The sequence below is a fragment of the Bradyrhizobium sp. HKCCYLRH3073 genome (assembly GCF_051167995.1).
Lineage (GTDB): Bacteria > Pseudomonadota > Alphaproteobacteria > Rhizobiales > Xanthobacteraceae > Bradyrhizobium.
This window is the reverse complement of the sequence record NZ_JBNPUD010000011.1, coordinates 1-16,020: the sequence shown is the minus strand read 5'-3', so window position 1 is coordinate 16,020 and position 16,020 is coordinate 1. Positions and strand designations below refer to the sequence as shown.

Annotated in this window: 17 protein-coding genes; 6 read left to right on the top strand and 11 right to left on the bottom strand. The window is 65.4% G+C overall.

Going from position 1 to position 16,020, the window contains the following annotated elements; all coding sequences use genetic code 11:
- Positions 1 to 274: 274 nt before the first annotated feature.
- From ACQR1X_RS23910 to ACQR1X_RS23890, 5 genes are all read right to left on the bottom strand, one after another.
- Complete coding sequence (locus ACQR1X_RS23910) at positions 275 to 1,066, bottom strand: 2-keto-4-pentenoate hydratase (RefSeq protein WP_434899697.1); 792 nt, start codon at positions 1,064 to 1,066, stop codon at positions 275 to 277.
- A gap of 142 nt (positions 1,067 to 1,208) precedes the next feature.
- Positions 1,209 to 2,246 carry an SDR family oxidoreductase gene (locus ACQR1X_RS23905; protein ID WP_434899696.1) on the bottom strand — a complete coding sequence of 346 codons (1,038 nt, stop codon included), beginning with the start codon at positions 2,244 to 2,246 and terminating at the stop codon, positions 1,209 to 1,211.
- A 97-nt stretch (positions 2,247 to 2,343) separates the two neighbouring features.
- Positions 2,344 to 4,401 (bottom strand): sensor histidine kinase, encoded by a 2,058-nt coding sequence (locus ACQR1X_RS23900; protein WP_434899695.1) that lies wholly within the window; start codon positions 4,399 to 4,401, stop codon positions 2,344 to 2,346.
- A 238-nt stretch (positions 4,402 to 4,639) separates the two neighbouring features.
- Entirely contained in the window at positions 4,640 to 5,005 is a 366-nt protein-coding gene (gene dksA, locus ACQR1X_RS23895; protein ID WP_170323279.1) for an RNA polymerase-binding protein DksA, read from the bottom strand.
- A gap of 228 nt (positions 5,006 to 5,233) precedes the next feature.
- Positions 5,234 to 5,845, bottom strand: coding sequence for an NAD(P)-dependent oxidoreductase (locus ACQR1X_RS23890; RefSeq protein WP_434899694.1), 612 nt, complete (start codon positions 5,843 to 5,845; stop codon positions 5,234 to 5,236).
- Between the two features lie 143 nt (positions 5,846 to 5,988).
- On the opposite strand from ACQR1X_RS23890, the gene ACQR1X_RS23885 reads away from it, so the two are divergent.
- The gene (locus ACQR1X_RS23885) at positions 5,989 to 6,363 is read left to right on the top strand and encodes a winged helix-turn-helix transcriptional regulator (protein WP_315804303.1); all 375 of its coding nucleotides are present in this window, start codon (positions 5,989 to 5,991) and stop codon (positions 6,361 to 6,363) included.
- Positions 6,364 to 6,379: 16 nt separating this feature from the next.
- Here the strand turns inward: ACQR1X_RS23885 and ACQR1X_RS23880 are convergent, their stop codons facing one another.
- A complete protein-coding gene (locus ACQR1X_RS23880) occupies positions 6,380 to 6,793 on the bottom strand; it encodes a flagellar assembly protein FliX (RefSeq protein ID WP_316180422.1) in 414 nt (137 codons plus the stop codon).
- A 271-nt stretch (positions 6,794 to 7,064) separates the two neighbouring features.
- On the opposite strand from ACQR1X_RS23880, the gene ACQR1X_RS23875 reads away from it, so the two are divergent.
- From ACQR1X_RS23875 to ACQR1X_RS23860, 4 genes are all read left to right on the top strand, one after another.
- On the top strand, positions 7,065 to 8,189 hold the full coding sequence (locus ACQR1X_RS23875; RefSeq protein ID WP_315738786.1) for a flagellar basal body P-ring protein FlgI: 1,125 nt from the start codon (positions 7,065 to 7,067) through the stop codon (positions 8,187 to 8,189).
- Complete coding sequence (flgJ, locus tag ACQR1X_RS23870; RefSeq protein ID WP_316180420.1) at positions 8,189 to 8,575, top strand: flagellar assembly peptidoglycan hydrolase FlgJ; 387 nt, start codon at positions 8,189 to 8,191, stop codon at positions 8,573 to 8,575. The genes ACQR1X_RS23875 and flgJ overlap by 1 nt, the downstream gene beginning before the upstream one ends.
- A 56-nt stretch (positions 8,576 to 8,631) precedes the next feature.
- Positions 8,632 to 9,117 carry a hypothetical protein gene (locus ACQR1X_RS23865; protein WP_316180418.1) on the top strand — a complete coding sequence of 162 codons (486 nt, stop codon included), beginning with the start codon at positions 8,632 to 8,634 and terminating at the stop codon, positions 9,115 to 9,117.
- 212 nt (positions 9,118 to 9,329) lie between these two features.
- Positions 9,330 to 9,716 carry a hypothetical protein gene (locus tag ACQR1X_RS23860; RefSeq protein ID WP_316180416.1) on the top strand — a complete coding sequence of 129 codons (387 nt, stop codon included), beginning with the start codon at positions 9,330 to 9,332 and terminating at the stop codon, positions 9,714 to 9,716.
- 91 nt (positions 9,717 to 9,807) lie between these two features.
- Here ACQR1X_RS23860 and ACQR1X_RS23855 read toward each other — a convergent pair whose 3' ends face one another.
- The 4 genes from ACQR1X_RS23855 to ACQR1X_RS23840 form a co-directional block, all read right to left on the bottom strand.
- Entirely contained in the window at positions 9,808 to 10,098 is a 291-nt protein-coding gene (locus ACQR1X_RS23855) for a hypothetical protein (protein ID WP_434899693.1), read from the bottom strand.
- A 96-nt stretch (positions 10,099 to 10,194) separates the two neighbouring features.
- On the bottom strand, positions 10,195 to 10,560 hold the full coding sequence (gene flaF / locus ACQR1X_RS23850) for a flagellar biosynthesis regulator FlaF (RefSeq protein ID WP_315715999.1): 366 nt from the start codon (positions 10,558 to 10,560) through the stop codon (positions 10,195 to 10,197).
- A 371-nt stretch (positions 10,561 to 10,931) separates the two neighbouring features.
- Positions 10,932 to 12,503: a flagellin gene (locus ACQR1X_RS23845; protein WP_316218152.1), complete on the bottom strand. Its 1,572-nt coding sequence runs from the start codon at positions 12,501 to 12,503 to the stop codon at positions 10,932 to 10,934.
- A gap of 231 nt (positions 12,504 to 12,734) precedes the next feature.
- On the bottom strand, positions 12,735 to 14,279 hold the full coding sequence (locus ACQR1X_RS23840) for a flagellin (RefSeq protein WP_434899692.1): 1,545 nt from the start codon (positions 14,277 to 14,279) through the stop codon (positions 12,735 to 12,737).
- A 388-nt stretch (positions 14,280 to 14,667) separates the two neighbouring features.
- Here ACQR1X_RS23840 and flbT point away from each other — a divergent pair, with 388 nt between their 5' ends.
- Positions 14,668 to 15,093, top strand: a complete 426-nt coding sequence (flbT, locus tag ACQR1X_RS23835; RefSeq protein WP_315715996.1) for a flagellar biosynthesis repressor FlbT — start codon at positions 14,668 to 14,670, stop codon at positions 15,091 to 15,093.
- 177 nt (positions 15,094 to 15,270) lie between these two features.
- Here flbT and ACQR1X_RS23830 read toward each other — a convergent pair.
- On the bottom strand, positions 15,271 to 16,020 hold a 750-nt coding region (locus ACQR1X_RS23830; RefSeq protein WP_434899691.1), incomplete at its 5' end, for a flagellin.

Sequence of the window (16,020 nt, the reverse complement as noted above, 5' to 3'; positions counted from 1 at the left end):
TCGAAACGAGGACCAGGACACACGACCGAAATCCCTCCCCAGGCGGGAGGGTCGGACAAGGGATTGGCCGAGCGCGATATGGGTCATGGCGCATGACCCCGCAGCCGCCGCCCTTCTCTGAAAACGAGCTCCCACATTGCCCTATGCGAACCTAGGCGCGGCGGGTGATGTATACGCGGCCTCCGGTAGCTCCCCTGCCGGAGGCCGTGTTCGTTTTAGTTGTCACACCCGAGCTGATGGACGCCAGCTCAAAGCGTTCCAGCGCCACCTCGGCTCACACGAACGCGGCCTCGACCACGCCGAGGCCGTCCAGCTCCATCCGTACCCGGTCGCCCGCGCCCAGCCAGATCGTCTTGACCAGGCTGCCGGTCAGGACGAGCTGCCCGGCCTCGAGCCCGTCACCACCCGCGGCGAGATGATTGGCAAGCCAGGCCAGCGCATGGACCGGATGTCCCAGCACATCCGCGCCTGTGCCCTCGCCGACCAGGGTGCCGTTGACGATGGCACGGCCCTGCACAGCGGCCAGGTCCGCCACGGCAGCGCGTGGGAGCGCCGGGCCGAGGACACAGCCGGCAGCAAAGAAATCGTCGGCGACCAGCGTCGGCGCTCCCAGCGTCTGCCATTGCACATAACGGTCGTCGACGATCTCGATCGCCGCATGACAGTCGCCGATCGCCTCGATGACCCGATCCATGGTGAACGGCGCGTCCAACGGCGGCAGGTCGTGCTCGAGTCGCACGGCGATCTCGCATTCGACGCCCACGCGGACGAAGTCGGCCGTGCGCAGTTCGACACCTGTCTGGTGAATACCGGACGCGAACACTCCGCCGGAACAGGGATGCGGAATGCCAAGATAGTCCTGCATCACCTTGCTGGTGCAGCCGATCTTGTAGCCGGCGAAGTCACCGGCCTGCTCGGCGAGCAGCCAATGGACTTCGCGCTGGATATCATAGCCGGCCGCTTCATCCTTCGGCCGAAGCTGAGGCGGCAGAGCCCCCAGGGGCGCCCGCTGCTTGCGGGCATCCACGATCAGTCGCGCAGCGGCAAGGATCTCGTCTGCTCCCATGGCCCTTCAACTCCCCTGGCCCGCGGCCCGAACCGGCATCGCAGGATCTATGGTGAACGGATTGTTTATAAACGAGTTTTGGACTCCCATCTCAGCTTCATCAACAATTTGAGACGGCGCGGCCGCGGCGCAAGCGGCTCGTTCAACCGATTTCACGTTTCACGATACCGAGTTCGAGCAGACTTTCCGCAGTGGCGACGATCGCGTCCTCGTTGGAGCGTGGACTCCAGCCGAGCAGACGCCGCGCCTTGTCGGCGCTCGCCTCGCAATAACGCCCAAGCAGCGGCTGCACGGCGCGTAGCTGCGGCACCACCACGCCGAGCAGGCGCGCCAGCCAGTCAGGCAGCTCATGCCGTGGCACCCGTCGCCCGCCGACGCCCATCCGCGCGCGCAGGACTTGCGCGATTTCCAGTAGCGAGACGCTCCGGCCCGCCATCGCCAGGAAGCGCTCGCCCTTGGCGGCCGGGTCTGTCATCGCCCGCAGATGCAGGTCGGCGACATCGCGCACGTCGACGAGGCCAAAGCTGATGCGAGGCACGGCGGGGGCCTGGCCGGCCAGCAGCGCCTGCACCATCGCGATGGAGGTCGAGAAATCCGGGCCCAGGACAGGGCCGAGCACGGCGACCGGATTGATCGTTGCAAGCTCCAGCGCGCCGCCCTCGCGGGCGATGAACTCCCAGGCCGCGCGCTCGGCGAGGGTCTTGGACTTAGGATAGGGTTGAATGCCCGGACCATCGAGCCGGCTCCAGTCGGTCTCGTCAAACGGCCGGCGCCGCCCCTCGTGGCCGTAGCCGATCGCGGCGAAGGATGAGGTCACCACCACGCGCCTGACACCGGCATCGCGCGCCGCCCGCAGCACCCGCAAGGTGCCCTCGCGGGCCGGCACGATGAGCTCATCCTCATCCTTGGGCACGGAGGCCGGCAGTGGCGAGGCGACGTGCAGAACATAGTTGCACCCATCGACCGCCGCCGCCCAGCCCTCGTCCGAGGTGAGATCTGCGGCATGAAACGACAGCGGCCCGGTGTCGGTCGCCCCGCCGCGCCGGAGCATTGTCAAAACCTCGCTTTGCCGATCGGGACTGCGCAAGGTCGCGCGGACACGGTGACCCGCGGCCAGCAGCTGCAGGATCGCATGCGCCCCGATGAAGCCGGAGCCGCCGGTAACCAGAACCTCGCTCATCAGAATTGCGTTCTCCGGGCAGGACTCCTGGGCGCAAGGATGGCAGTGCGCGATGGCAAGGCCATGTCGGGACCCGCTGCGCTTCGCGCGCCGGCGCTCAGCTCGCTTCCGTTGCGGCCACCGAACTCTCGCCAGGCGTCCTGAGCCAGGGCAGCTCGAACTGGCAGGTCAGCCCGCTCTCGGCAAACGTCCGCTGCAGATGCCTGACGGTGCGGGTCAGCAGCCGGCTGCCGAAGCCGACCACCGGCGGCTCTGTTGCCGGCGGGCCGCCGCTCTCCTGCCAACGGACATGCAGCGCGTCCTGCGCCAGCGACCAGCTGACATCGACGTGACCGTCGGGCGTGGTGAGCGCACCGTATTTGCTGGCGTTACAGGCCATCTCGTGGATGACGAGCGCCAGCTGCGTCGTCAGCTCGACTGGCACCAGGATGGCGGGGCCGCTGGTCGCGAGCTGATCCAGTTTGCCGGCGAACGGCGCGACCTGGCTCCTGATGAGCGCGGCGAGATCGGCGCCCTGCCAGTCGTTCTCGGCGAGGCTGGTGTGCACCGTCGCCAGCGCATGCAGGCGCGAGGTGAAATCGCGGACCTTGGCGTCGTGGCGCGGCAGCAGCTGATGCGCCAGCGACTGCACCACGGCGAGGCTGTTCTTGACGCGATGGGCGAGCTCATGCACCAGCAGCTCGCGCTTGCGATCGGCTTCCTTCGCGGCCGTGACGTCGATGTTCACGCCGATCATGTACGGATCGCCGCCGCCCTCGCCGCCCAGCATGCGGGCGCGCGCCTCGATCCACCGGATCGAGCCGTCGGGCAGCGGCACCCGCCATTCCGAATCGAGCTCCCCGGTGATCAGCGCCTGCTTGTTGTCCCGGTCGGCACGCGCCTGATCCTCGGGATGCACCAGCGCCAGCCAGGCGTCATAGGTCCCGGGGAACGTGCCCGGCGCAAGCCCATAGAGCTCTTCGATCTCATCGGACCAGTGGCTGGCGCCGGATCTGCCGTCCCAGGTAAAGGTGCCAAGCCGTCCGTATTTCGCGGCGAGCTTGAGCTGCCCGGCCGTGCGCGACGCATCGTCCCTGGCCTGCGCGAGCATCCCGAAATTCTCCTGGATGACGCGTGCACTCTCCGCCTGCGCCCTTTCGGCCGCAGCCAGTCGGGCGTTGAGCGCCCGGACCTCCGGGGGATCGGCGGGCGCGGCCTCACCGGGGATGGCGCTCTTGACGGCGATGCTTTCGAGCGGCCGGGCGATGCTTCGGCCGATGCCGGCCGCCAGCAGCAGCGCCAAGGCACAGATCGTCGTCGCCACGATGGTCGCGGTCTGGACCGTCGAGGAGATCGCCTGGGCGAAGGCCGCCTGCTTGATGCCGACCCCGACCGTCCAGTCGCTCAGTTGGGGACGCGCATTGGCGTTGATGACCCGATCGCCCTCGATCGACGGAAACTCCGCAATCCCCTCGGTCTTGGCCGTCGCCCGCCAGCCGGCCGACGCCGGCTGCCCGGTCGTGGTCGCGTTCTTCGGGATGCGCGAAACGTAGCGGCCCTGGCCGTCCATGATGCCGACCAGCCAGTCGGCCGGCAGCTGCTGCTGGGCCAGCAGCCGGGTGTAGCTCGCAGCCGGCATGGCAATCGAAAGGCAGCGGAACGGCTTGCCGTCCTTGAAGACGGGGACATCGACGGTCGCCACCCACGCGCCGGAGTTGGGGCCGGTAAAGATGTCCGAGATCGACGGCCGCCCCGACTGAAACGCCCGCTCCTGCGAGCGCCGGCCCTCGGGAGTGCGCTCGCCGAGCGGCTTGCCCGGCGTTGCGATGGTGTTGAGCAGCAGCCGGCCGCTGGCGTCGGACACGATGATCCAGCCTTCGCCGCTGACCGCACCGACACGGCGCGCCTCTGCCTCGAAGCTGCTGAGATCGGCAGCGCTGAGATCAGGCGACTTCGCCAGCACCTCCGCGAGCGCGATGTAGCGCCGCAGTTCGGCGTCGACGGCACCGGAGATCGTTTGCGCGGCATAGGACAGGCCGCGCCGGATCGAGGCGTCGGCAGATTGCGCCATCGACACGATGACATAGGCGATCAGCCCGACGCAGGGCAGGAACAGAATGCCGGCCAGCAGAAGGAGGCGTCCCTTGATGCTCAGGGCGCCGTAGGAACGCTGCATCGTTGCCAGCGCGCCTCTGGCTATGTTCGGCTCGCCCATGATTCCCCGCGGCGTTCCGAGATGGAACCGCAGATAATTCAGCAGACGCCGAAAAGTTCCGGATGTTTGGAGAACAAAGGCGCTTGCGTTCGCTCCCGCACAGCCTGTGCGGACCGCACGAACACGTCTCGGCCGTCAACACTGCGGCCGCACCCGGCAAGCGGCCGCAATCCCTGCTCGTTCAGGTCAGCGTCGCGATCTACTCGTCGCGATAGACCTTTTCACGCTTCTCGTGGCGTTCCTGCGCCTCCACCGACAGCGTCGCGATGGGACGGGCCTCGAGCCGCTTCAGCGAAATCGGCTCGCCGGTCTCCTCGCAATAGCCGTAGGTGTTGTCCTCGATACGCTGGAGCGCCGCGTCGATCTTGGAGATCAGCTTGCGCTGGCGGTCACGGGCGCGAAGCTCGATCGCCCGGTCGGTCTCCGACGACGCGCGGTCGGCGAGGTCCGGATGGTTCACGTTCTCCTCCTGCAGAGCCTGCAGGGTGAGCTTCGATTCGCGCAGGATCTCCTCCTTCCATGCCAGCAGCTTGGCGCGGAAATAGTCGCGCTGGCGTTCGTTCATGAAAGGCTCTTTTTCGGAAGGTTTGTAGTTCTTCAACTTTTCCAAGGTCAGCCCATCTGTACGTGCTGGCGCCGGTTTCGGCACCGGCGGACGGAATACGCCCGTTCGCGGCCGCGTTATATAGCGGCCTCATGTGACAGACAATATTTCCATCGGCACGGGCGCCCCGCCGTTCGGGCCGTTGCACAGGCAAATTCGACCCCGGCCGGCGGGACGCCGTGGATGGCCTCAGTAACCGACCGTGAAACGGGCCCGCCGGTGCGCCGGACGCTCGATTTCGTCGGCCATCGCGACCGCGAAGTCCTCGAAGGTGATGAAACTCTTGCCGTCGGCATCGACCAGCAGCTGGTCCGTTCCGAGCCGGAACTTGCCGGTCCGGGCGCCGAAATCGATCATTGCCGAGGGCGACAGGAAGGTCCAGTCGAGCTCCTTTTCCTGGCGCAGACGGTCGAGGAACGCGGCGCCCTTCACCGCTTCGGCCTTGTAGGCGGCCGGAAAGCCGGGCGTCGTCACCAGCCGCACACCCGGCGCGACCTCGAGCGAGCCGGCACCACCGACCACGAGGTAACGCGATACGCCGGAGTCCTTGGCGGCTCCGATCAGGGTCTCGACATCGCTGACCAGGAAATGGATCGCGCTGATCGCGACATCATGGCCGGCCCACAGTTTCGCCAGCGCGGCGCGGTCGTTGGCATCGCCCTGCACCGCCGTGACGTTGGCGCGCTTCTCGATCTTGTTTGGGTTGCGGGCGATGCCGGTGACCTGGTGGCCGCGGCTGGCCAACTCGGCGGTGATACGGGATCCGGCACGGCCGGACGCGCCGGCGACGGCGATCTTCATGGGGCAGCTCCTATGTTCGAGATCACGAGGTCGGATCCGAGACTGGACGCAGCCACCTCGGTATCCGATAGTGACTAGATAGCCGAACGAATGCTGGTGTTAAGAGCGCACTTTAAGATCACCTGGTCACGCCGGAGTAACCGATGAGAGCCGCGAACGTCTACGCCGCCGACTGCCCGACCCGCCAGATTCTGGATCGCGTCGGCGACAAATGGGCCGTGCTGATCCTGATCCTGCTGCGCAACGAACCGTTGCGCTTCAATCAGTTGCGGCGGACGATCGAAGGCATTTCGCAGAAGATGCTGTCCCAGGTTCTGAAGAGCCTGGAGCGCGACGGCCTGGTGCGGCGGCGCGCGATCGCGACCGTTCCGGTCACGGTCGAATATTCGATCACGCCGCTCGGGCTGACGCTCGCCGCTGCGGTCGATCCGCTGCGCGACTGGGCCGAGCGCCATCTCAAGGAGGTCACCGCGGCGCAGCGCCGCTACGACGCGCAGCAGCCGTCGAAGGCGGCTTGAGCGCGCGCGATGCGTCTCAGCCCCGCCCGGCCTTGGCGAGCTCGACCTCGACGCGCAGCTCGATCTCGGAGAGGATCGCATCCAGTCCCGGGTCGCCCGAGGTCTGCTTCAGGTCGGCCGCGGCATCGCGCAGCCGCAGCGCCATCGCGGTGTCGAGCCTGCCGGACAGCAGCGACAGCTTGAGATCATCGAGCACGTCGAGCGCGCGCTTGCCGCGCTGGACCGAGCGCTTGCGGCGCTCCGCCGGCTCCTCCTCGATGCCCTGCAGCGCCAGCAGCGCATCGATGTTCGCAGTCTGCTTCGGCGCGAGCGTCGCGCGCGTGTCCTGCGTGGTGCCGGCATCAGGCAGCCTGAAGCCGCCGGACGAGGTCTTCCGCGTCGCGCTCGTCGACGAGCCCAGCGTCGTGCCTTTCGGTCCGTAGATGCGCATCGATGGCTCCCGCAAGCTTCCGCCTCTCGACGGGGAGATTGGCTCCGTCGTGGTTAACGGTGCGTAAACGGCCCGGCAAATTCTGCCGGGGCGGCAGCTTCGTTCCCCCGGCGCGCCCCGGGATCGCAACAAGGCTCGCGACTGATTTCACACTCTTTCAAGGAGTTAGCCCGGAGCATCGCCCTGGCACGGCGCTCGCATAGTTGAACGTCGATCATGCGGTCATGGGAGTGGCCGAGTGATCACTTGAAGAGTTCGAGGGGAGCATAGGATGCGACGCGTCCGAACTACGCGCCTGTTTCAGGTCGCCTGCGCCGCCGTGCTGGCGCTGGCATCTACCGTCATGTCTGCGAATGCGACCTCGCGGATCAAGGATCTCGCCAATATCGAGGGCGTGCGCCAGAACCAGCTGATCGGTTACGGCCTCGTGGTCGGCCTCAACGGCACCGGCGATACGCTGAACAACATCCCGTTCACCAAGCAGTCGCTGCAGGCGATGCTCGAGCGCATGGGTGTCAACATCCGCGGCGCCACCATCCGCACCGGCAACGTCGCCGCAGTCATGGTCACCGGAAACCTGCCGCCATTCGCCACACAAGGCACGCGCATGGACGTGACGGTCTCCGCGCTCGGCGACGCCAAGAACCTGCAGGGCGGCACCCTGCTCGTCACTCCGCTGCTCGGCGCCGACGGCAACGTCTATGCGGTGGCGCAGGGCTCGCTCGCGATCTCCGGCTTCCAGGCCGAGGGCGAGGCCGCCAAGATCGTGCGCGGCGTGCCGACCGTCGGCCGCATCGCCAACGGCGCCATCATCGAGCGTGAGATCGAGTTTGCGCTGAACCGGCTGCCGAACGTACGGCTTGCCCTGCGCAACGCCGACTTCACCACCGCCAAGCGCATCGCCGCCGCGATCAACGATTTCCTCGGCGTCAAGACCGCCGAGCCGATCGACCCGTCGACGGTGCAACTGAGCGTCCCGGCGGAGTTCAAGGGCAACGTCGTCGCCTTCCTGACCGAGATCGAGCAGTTGCAGGTCGATCCTGACCTTGCCGCCAAGATCGTCATCGACGAGCGCTCCGGCATCATCGTGATGGGCCGCGACGTGCGCGTGGCGACCGTCGCGGTGGCGCAGGGCAACCTCACCGTCACGATCTCCGAAAGTCCGCAGGTCAGCCAGCCCAACCCGCTGTCCCGCGGCCGCACCGTGGTCACGCCGCGCACCAGCGTCGGCGTCACCGAGGAAGGCAAGAAGTTCGCGGTCGTCAAGGACGGCGTGTCCTTGCAGCAGCTGGTCGACGGCCTCAACGGCCTGGGCATCGGTCCCCGCGACCTGATCAGCATCCTCCAGGCCATCAAGGCGGCCGGCGCGATCGAAGCCGACATCGAGGTGATGTGATGGCGACGTCCTTCATCGACTCCTATCATGGCCGCGTCGCCCTTAGCATGCCGACGGCGGCGGCGGTCACCGCGCCGCGCACCGATCTCGATCTCGCCGAGGCGCTGACCAAGGTCTCGCCCAAGGCGCAGGCCAGGGCCAAGGCGACGGCGACCGACTTCGAAGCGATGTTCCTCAACAGCATGTTCTCGCAGATGACCAGCGGCGTGAAGGGCGAAGGTCCGTTCGGCGACACGCCGGGCACGGGCGTCTGGCGCTCGATGCTGACGGAGCAATATTCCAAGAACTTCGCCAAGGCCGGCGGCGTCGGCATCTCAAACGACGTCTTCCGCACTCTCATCCTGCAACAGGCCGGCAGCAGCTCCGGCGCCAACGGCAAAGCGTAGATGTTCGCGTGACAAGCGCGTGGGCGGCAAACGCTCGCGCCGAAGGGAGTTATGAAATGACCGCACAGGGCCAGGCGAAGAAGACGACCTACACCGCCGCCACCAGCGCCGCCGAGGCACGCGCGCTCGCCGACGAGATGGTGAGCGTCATGAGCGAGCTGATCGCCGTCATCGAGCAGGAGACCGAGCTGGTCCGCGCCGGCAAGCTGCGCGAAGGCATGGCGTTCGGCCCGAGGAAGACCGAGCTGTCCCGTCACTACGTCACGGCCGTCGGTCGTCTGAAGGCGAGCCAGAATTTCATGAAGCAGACCGCGCCGGAGCTGCTCGCCACCCTGCACCGTCACCACGACACCTTCCGCGCCATGCTGCAGGTGAACCTGACCGTGCTGGCCACTGCGCACGCGATCTCGGAAAAGATCGTGCGCGGCGTCAATGCCGAGGTTCAGCGCAAGAACATCCCCAGCACCTATACCGCCGGCGGCCGCCGCGCCGCCCCGGGGGCGCGGCACCTCACCCCGCTCGCCGTCAGCCGGACGCTCTGAGCCTCACCGCCAGACCCCCATCTGCATCGCAGCGCCGCGCCGCCTCACGGGCCGCGCGGCCATCGCCGCTTAACGCTCGGATAAGCTTAAAAGGCCCGGGCGAATCACAACGCGCCGTTCATCCTATTTCCTAACATAACGTTGATTGGTCATCGGCATAGTTGCAAGCGGGATGGGTTGGGAATTGACTCGATGGCCATGAGGAGGCTGCCATGAGTTCCGATTTCAGCGTAAGACCGGTAGGGACGCCAGCGTCCGTTCCGATAATTCCACCGTCGAGCCAGGCGGTGGTGAGCGCTGTTCCAACGGACCTTCCTCCCAGCCAGACCGTGACCGCGGCCGAGCCCGGCGCCCCCGTGCGCAACGACATCCCGGTCAACATCGCGAACGATCTGTCGGTGTCGCGCCAGGCCTATTACGATCGCGCCGCTGCCGCTCTGGTGTTCCAGGTGGTCAACCGCAAGACCGACCAGGTCGTGACCCAATATCCAGATGAGGCCGTGCTGCGCCGCCGGGCCTACTTCAACACGCTCGATCTGCAGAAGGATCTGCAGAAGGCGGACGTGCCGCGCGTCGTGGCGACCGATCGCACAGCCTGAGCCCCCCGCGGGATCGAGCCGCTTCATTCCGCCGCCTGCACGCCGCCCCACCGGGCGGCGTTGCCGTATCGAGCGGCGCAGCTCTGGCGGATCAACTGCTCCGTATCGCGTAGGCGGTGTCGAGATAGGTCTGGCCCGAGGCGGCGTCGGTGACCACGTTCTTGATCTGGGCCTTGCCGTTGCCGGTCAGCGTGAACTTCGTATCGCCGATCCTGAACGCATTGTGCTTGATCAGCACGTCCTGATACTGGTTCACGCCGTCGCGCTGGTAGCGAAGCTTGGCGTGAAAGCCCTCGACGTTGGCGATCGAGACCGTGAACGACGTCCCGTTGGCATATCTTCCGCGCCAGCCGCCCTGATGGAGCGTCTGATCGACGGCCACGTATCTGCTGTTGCTTCGCGCCGTATTGAACAGGTTCGACTTGTCGGACGCAGAGGGGATGCTGCGATGACGCGCCTCCCGCCCCTGCCCCTGTGGTCAGCTCCGCCCGGACAATCCCGCGGCGATGTGGCAGTTGATGTCGATCAGCGACTTGAGCTTCGCCGGATCCGGGTCCATCTGCATCTCGATCGTCTGCTTCATCACGAACACGCCGATGTTTGCGATGTTCTGGCGGATGTCGAGCGGATTCGGATTGTCGTCCGCCTCCATCGCGCTCATGAAGATCGTCCACAGGCGACGATTGAAGAGCAGAGCCTTGTACATGTTGCGATCGGGGCCATTCCAATTGGCCTGGACTTCCTGCAGCTGCCGTGCCGCCTTCAACAGAGCCTGAGCTTCGATCTCCCGTGGTGATGCCGTCGTCTGCGACGTGCGGGCATAGGCTTGAGCGGCATATGACATCAACTACTCCGGACTGACGCAGGGACACGACCAAACTGCCCAGGTTTTGTACTTTGCGTGCCTTTAAAATATGGTTAGCGGCCGTTAGCGGAATTTGTTTCGTAGCGTCACGGAGCACCGCAAATCGCTTTGTTTGGTGCACCTCTTAATTTCTTGCGAACCGACTTATTCAAAATGTCCGGACGAAGATCGCGTGTAGTTCATCCCGCCCTGGCGGCTTGAACTACACGAACAATGGCGTTCTCACCGAGCTCATCCACTGTCCCCGGCGTTGACCTGAGACCAGCGCCGGCACGCGCGGCATGGCCCAACGCAGAAGCGGCGGGCATGGCCCGCCGCTTCGATGAGATACTATTCCAGCGCGTTCGCGCTCAGCGCAGGAGCTGCAGCACGCTCGCCTGCGACTGGTTGGCCAGCGCGAGCGCGGAGACCGCGATCGACTGGCGGGTCGACAGCGCCTGGCTGTTGGCCGCTTCCTCGTTGGTGTCGGCCAAGGTCAGGTTCGACGAACCGGTCTGCAGCACGTTGATCAGGTTCTTGTTGAAGTCCTGACGGACCTGCACGATCGACAGGTTCGAACCGAGCGACGACGCCTCGGAGCGGATCGCCGTCGATGCGCTGTTCAACGTCGACAGCACCTTGTTGGCCGAGTTGCTGTCGAGGAAGTCGGTGCCGACCACCAGCGCCGACAGGCCGAGACCGGTGCTGTTGAAGGTCACGCCGGTGATGTTCAGCGTGGACCGTCCGGTCTCGTTGAACACCAGCTTGAGCGTATCGCCGTTGAGCAAATTGATGCCGTTGAACGAGGCGTCCTGCGCCGTGGTGTCGATCTGCGCCAGCACGTTGTTGTACTGGGCGATCAATCCGGCGCGTGTGGTCTGCGAGTTGGTGTCGGCCACCGGCGTGGATGCGGTCACACCATTGAAGGCCTGGCTTGCCGCCGTGGAGGAGCCGGCCACCGCGCCGATCGTCGACGACGCCGATTCGTTGGTCGTCAGGATCGTGAGCTGGCCGTTCGTGCTGAGGCTTGCCTGCAGATTGTTCGCCGCAAGCGCGGTGTTGAGCTGCGCCAGAGTCGATATCTGCGAGGCGCCGGTGCCGAACGTTATGTTCGTGGCGACACCGCCTCCTGTCGAGGCTATGGTCAGTGTCTGTCCTGACAATGCAGGCGGATTGCGCGTCGTGGTTGCGGCCGTCAATCCGAGCTTGGCCAGGGCCGTGCCCGAGACTGTCAGATCCTGCGCCGTGCCTGTCGCGAGAGTTATCTGGCCGCCGCTCACAGTGGACGGCGTCGCAGTCGCACCGGTCACGGAGTCGATGGCTGCAAGAAGGTTGCTGACGGTGTCGCCGACGCCGATATTGGTGCCGGCCGAGACCGAACCGGCCACGAAGGTGAACACCACGCCGTTGACCACGAGCGTGTCGCCGGTCGTGACGCTGCTCGCCAGGTCGTTCGAGGTGGAGCTCGCCGTGCCGGACAGCCTGGTGGAGCCGGTGATCGCGACCGCCGCGCTGGTGTTGTCGTTGTTGACCACGGAGCCGGTCACGAACTTGTTCGAGGAGCTGCCGAGCAGGTTGTTGGCCGTCGCCCCCGGAATGACCGCGGAGGTCACGCTCGACTTGGTCGTGTAGCCCGTGGGAGCCTGGAGCACCTGACTTGCGATCGACTTGGCGCTGTCGACCAGCTTCTGCAGCGAGGTGAGACCGGTATTCGCAGCCTGGAGAACCTGGACACCGTTACCGATGCTGTCGAGCAGGTTCGCAATGTCGCTCGCGCGGTTGTTGAGCGATTGCGCGGTGAAGAATTCGGTGGGGTTGTCGAGCGCCGTGTTGACCTTGTTGCCGGTGGCCAGGTTGTTTTGAGTGGTGGCCAGCAGCGATGCGGTGTTTTGCAGCGCCAGCAGGTTTTGGCGAACCGAAGCCGAGAGAACGATACCGGACATGTGTGTGAAACCTTCCTAGTTATTCACCAGGAGGTTCTAGTCCATCCACTTTTAAAACATGGTTAATGGCGCTTTAAATTTCTTGCTTAACGACTGGTTGCGATCCCTCAGCTCCACTCGCGTCCGGTTCCAGACCAGTATTGATACGGATCGGGCGGCCGAACCAGGCGAAAAAAAGCGGCGGGGTTGCCCCCGCCGCCTTGGTTTTCGAGAGATGCCGATGCTTGCGGATCAGCGCAGCAGCTGCAGCACGCTCGCCTGCGACTGGTTGGCGAGCGACAGCGCGGACACCGCGATCGACTGGCGGGTCGACAGCGCCTGGCTGTTGGCCGCTTCCTCGTTGGTGTCGGCCAAGGTCAGGTTCGACGAGCCGGTCTGCAGCACGTTGATCAGGTTCTTGTTGAAGTCCTGACGGATCTGCACGACCGACAGGTTCGAACCCAGCGTCGAGGCTTCCGACCGCAGCGTCGAACTCGCCGAGTTCAGCAGGGTGATCACCTTGTTCGCCGAGTTGTTGTCGAGGAAGTCGGTGCCCGAGGTGAGGTTCGACAGGCCGAGACCGCCGGTGTTGAAGGTCACGCCGGTGATCGAGAGCGTCGACTTGCCGTTCTCGTTGAAGGTCAGCTTCAGCGTGTCGCCGTTCAGCAGGTTGACACCGTTGAACGAGGCGTCAGCCGCGGTCGTGTTGATCTGCGCCAGCACGTTGTTGTACTGCGAGACCAGGCTCGCGCGCTGCGTCTGCGCGGTCGCATCCGCCACCGGAGCCGCCGCCGTCAGGCCGTTGAAGGACTGGCTGGAGGCCGCCGCCGTACCACCGATCGCGCCGATCGTGGCCGAAGCCGCGTCGTTGGTCGTCGTGATCGAGATCTTGCCGGTCGTATCGATCGAGGCCTGCAGGTTGTTGGCCGCGAGCTTGGCGTTGAGATCGTTCAGCGACTTGACCTGCCCTGTCCCGAGGCCGAACGTGACACTCGTCGCCGTGCCACCTCCTGTGGCGCCGATCGTCAAGGTCTGTCCCGACAAGCCGTCGCCGACGGCAGTCAGCCCGAGCTTGGCCAAGGTGCCGGTGCTGCCCGAGAGCGTCAGTCCGGACGCCGGCGGCGTCAGGGTGATCGCACCCGCGGTGATCGACGCGGTCACGCCGGTCTGGGTCTGGATCGCCGACAGCAGGTTGCTGACGCTGTCGCCGATGCCGATGTTGGTGCCGGTCGAGGACGTGCCGGTGACGAAGGTGAAGGTGGTGCCGTTGACGACCAGCGTCTCACCCGACGTGATGCCGGTGGCGAGGTCGTTCGACGAACTGCCCGACGTACCCGACAGCTTCGTCGAGCCGGTGATCGCCGCCGGAGTCGTGTTGTCGTTCTGGACGACCGAACCGGTCACAGCGGTCGAGCTGGAGCCGAGCAGGTCGGTCGCGGTCGCACCGGTCAGAGCCGCCGAGGTCACGCTGGACTTGGTCGAGTAGCCCACGGAGCTCTGCAGCACCTGGTTGGCAATCGACTTGGCGCTGTCGACGAGCTTCTGCAGCGAGGTGATGCCGGTGTTGGCGGCCTGCAGCACCTGCACGCCGTTGCCGATGCCATCGAGCAGATTGGAGATGTCGGAAGCGCGGTTGTCGAGACCCTGGGCGGTGAAGAAGTTGGTCGGATTGTCGAGAGCCGAGTTGACCTTCTTGCCCGTGGAGAGGTTGTTCTGGGTGGTGGCGAGGAGCTGAGCCGTCGACTGAAGCGAGAGCAGATTCTGACGCACCGACGCCGAGAGAACAATACCTGACATTTTCATACCCTTCTGGTGTGAAACAAACTGCCCGATCCATTCAGGATCAAGGCGAAGCCCGCGGGTGACTGCACCACTGGGCGACGTGCGTTAAGGTAAATGCGAGCGGCTAACAAACAGTGAAGTGACGACCGCTCGCGTTGCCCGACGCGCCGCCCCGGCACGGCCGCGCCGAGGTGATTCGCCGCGGATCACATTGAAAACACCGCATATTCGCCGGGCACGCGCGGCCATTTACCGTCCGTTAACCATGATCGGAAAGGATTGCTGCGCGCCGACCGATCGAGCGCGCAGACTTCCCGCGCGATTGAGACTGGCAGCTGGACCGGTCATCGGCCTCGACGCGGCAGGTTCGGCGCCACGCCGATTGCGGCAACGGAGAATGAGAATGGCCCTGAAAGTCGAACTGAAGCCGCATGAGCGCATCATCATCGGCTCCTGCGTGATCACCAACACCGACCAGCGCGCGCGCCTCCTGATCGACGGCGAGAACATTCCGATCCTGCGCGAAAAGGACATCCTGACGCCGGAGACGGCCGACACGCCGGCCAAGCTCGTCTATCTTGCGGTCCAGCTGATGTACATCTCGCCGGGCGCAGATGCGGATCACGGCACCTATTTCAACCTGCTGCGCGACATCATCACGACGGTGCCGAGCGCCTGGCCGATCATCGAGGCGATCAACGGCCATATCCTGAACGGCGATCTCTATCAGGCCCTGAAGGAAGCCAAGAAGCTCGTCGCCTACGAGAAGAAGCTGATCGAGCAGGCTGAAGCCGAACAGCAGGACAAGCCGGTGAGCTCGGCGGCCTGAGCTTTTCCTCCTCACATCGGAAGGCCCGGCTCGCCAGTCGCGAGGCCGGGCCTTCCGATTTTTGCGCGCTCGCCAGGCTCCGCCGCCAGCAACGTCGGACCTTCCATGTCGTCCGATGAAAAAGCGGCGGGGTTTCCCCCGCCGCCTTGGTTTTCAAGAGATGACGATGCCTGCGGATCAGCGCAGCAGCTGCAGCACGCTGGCCTGCGACTGGTTGGCGAGCGACAGCGCGGACACCGCGATCGACTGGCGGGTCGACAGCGCCTGGCTGTTGGCCGCTTCCTCGTTGGTGTCGGCCAGCGTCAGGTTCGACGAACCGGTCTGCAGCACGTTGATCAGGTTCTTGTTGAAGTCCTGACGAACCTGCACGACCGAGAGGTTCGAACCCAGCGTCGAGGCCTCGTTGCGCAGCGTGGAGCTCGCCGTGGTGAGCACGCCGATCACCTTGTTCGCCGAGTTGTTGTCGAGGAAGTCGGTGCCCGAGGTCAACGTCGAGAGGCCGAGGCCCGCGGAGTTGAAGGTCACGCCGGTGATCGACAGCGTCGACTTGCCGTTCTCGTTGAAGGTCAGCTTCAGCGTGTCGCCGTTGAGCAGGTTGACACCGTTGAACGACGCATCGCTCGCGGTCGTGTTGATCTGCGCCAGCACGTTGTTGTACTGGGAAACCAGGCTCGCGCGCTGCGTCTGCGCGGTCACATCCGCCACCGGAGCCGCCGCCGTCAGACCGTTGAAGGACTGGCTGGAAGCCGCCGCCGTACCGCCGATCGCGCCGATCGTGGCCGACGCCGCGTCGTTGGTCGTGGTGAGGGTGATCTTGCCGGTCGACGAATCGATCGAGGCCTGCAGGTTATTGGCTGCGAGCTTGGCGTTGAGATCGTTCAGCGACTTGACCTGCCCTGTCCCCAGGCCGAACGTGATGCTGGTCGC

Excerpts from the sequence above, each read along its gene's own strand:
- ACQR1X_RS23910 (WP_434899697.1), bottom strand. The coding sequence starts at position 1,066 with ATGGGAGCAGACGAGATCCTTGCCGCTGCGCGACTGATCGTGGATGCC.
- ACQR1X_RS23905 (WP_434899696.1), bottom strand. The coding sequence starts at position 2,246 with ATGAGCGAGGTTCTGGTTACCGGCGGCTCCGGCTTCATCGGGGCGCAT.
- ACQR1X_RS23900 (WP_434899695.1), bottom strand. The coding sequence starts at position 4,401 with ATGCAGCGTTCCTACGGCGCCCTGAGCATCAAGGGACGCCTCCTTCTG.
- dksA (WP_170323279.1), bottom strand. The coding sequence starts at position 5,005 with ATGAACGAACGCCAGCGCGACTATTTCCGCGCCAAGCTGCTGGCATGG.
- ACQR1X_RS23890 (WP_434899694.1), bottom strand. The coding sequence starts at position 5,845 with ATGAAGATCGCCGTCGCCGGCGCGTCCGGCCGTGCCGGATCCCGTATC.
- ACQR1X_RS23885 (WP_315804303.1), top strand. The coding sequence starts at position 5,989 with ATGAGAGCCGCGAACGTCTACGCCGCCGACTGCCCGACCCGCCAGATT.
- ACQR1X_RS23880 (WP_316180422.1), bottom strand. The coding sequence starts at position 6,793 with ATGCGCATCTACGGACCGAAAGGCACGACGCTGGGCTCGTCGACGAGC.
- ACQR1X_RS23875 (WP_315738786.1), top strand. The coding sequence starts at position 7,065 with ATGCGACGCGTCCGAACTACGCGCCTGTTTCAGGTCGCCTGCGCCGCC.
- flgJ (WP_316180420.1), top strand. The coding sequence starts at position 8,189 with ATGGCGACGTCCTTCATCGACTCCTATCATGGCCGCGTCGCCCTTAGC.
- ACQR1X_RS23865 (WP_316180418.1), top strand. The coding sequence starts at position 8,632 with ATGACCGCACAGGGCCAGGCGAAGAAGACGACCTACACCGCCGCCACC.
- ACQR1X_RS23860 (WP_316180416.1), top strand. The coding sequence starts at position 9,330 with ATGAGTTCCGATTTCAGCGTAAGACCGGTAGGGACGCCAGCGTCCGTT.
- flaF (WP_315715999.1), bottom strand. The coding sequence starts at position 10,560 with ATGTCATATGCCGCTCAAGCCTATGCCCGCACGTCGCAGACGACGGCA.
- ACQR1X_RS23845 (WP_316218152.1), bottom strand. The coding sequence starts at position 12,503 with ATGTCCGGTATCGTTCTCTCGGCTTCGGTTCGCCAAAACCTGCTGGCG.
- ACQR1X_RS23840 (WP_434899692.1), bottom strand. The coding sequence starts at position 14,279 with ATGTCAGGTATTGTTCTCTCGGCGTCGGTGCGTCAGAATCTGCTCTCG.
- flbT (WP_315715996.1), top strand. The coding sequence starts at position 14,668 with ATGGCCCTGAAAGTCGAACTGAAGCCGCATGAGCGCATCATCATCGGC.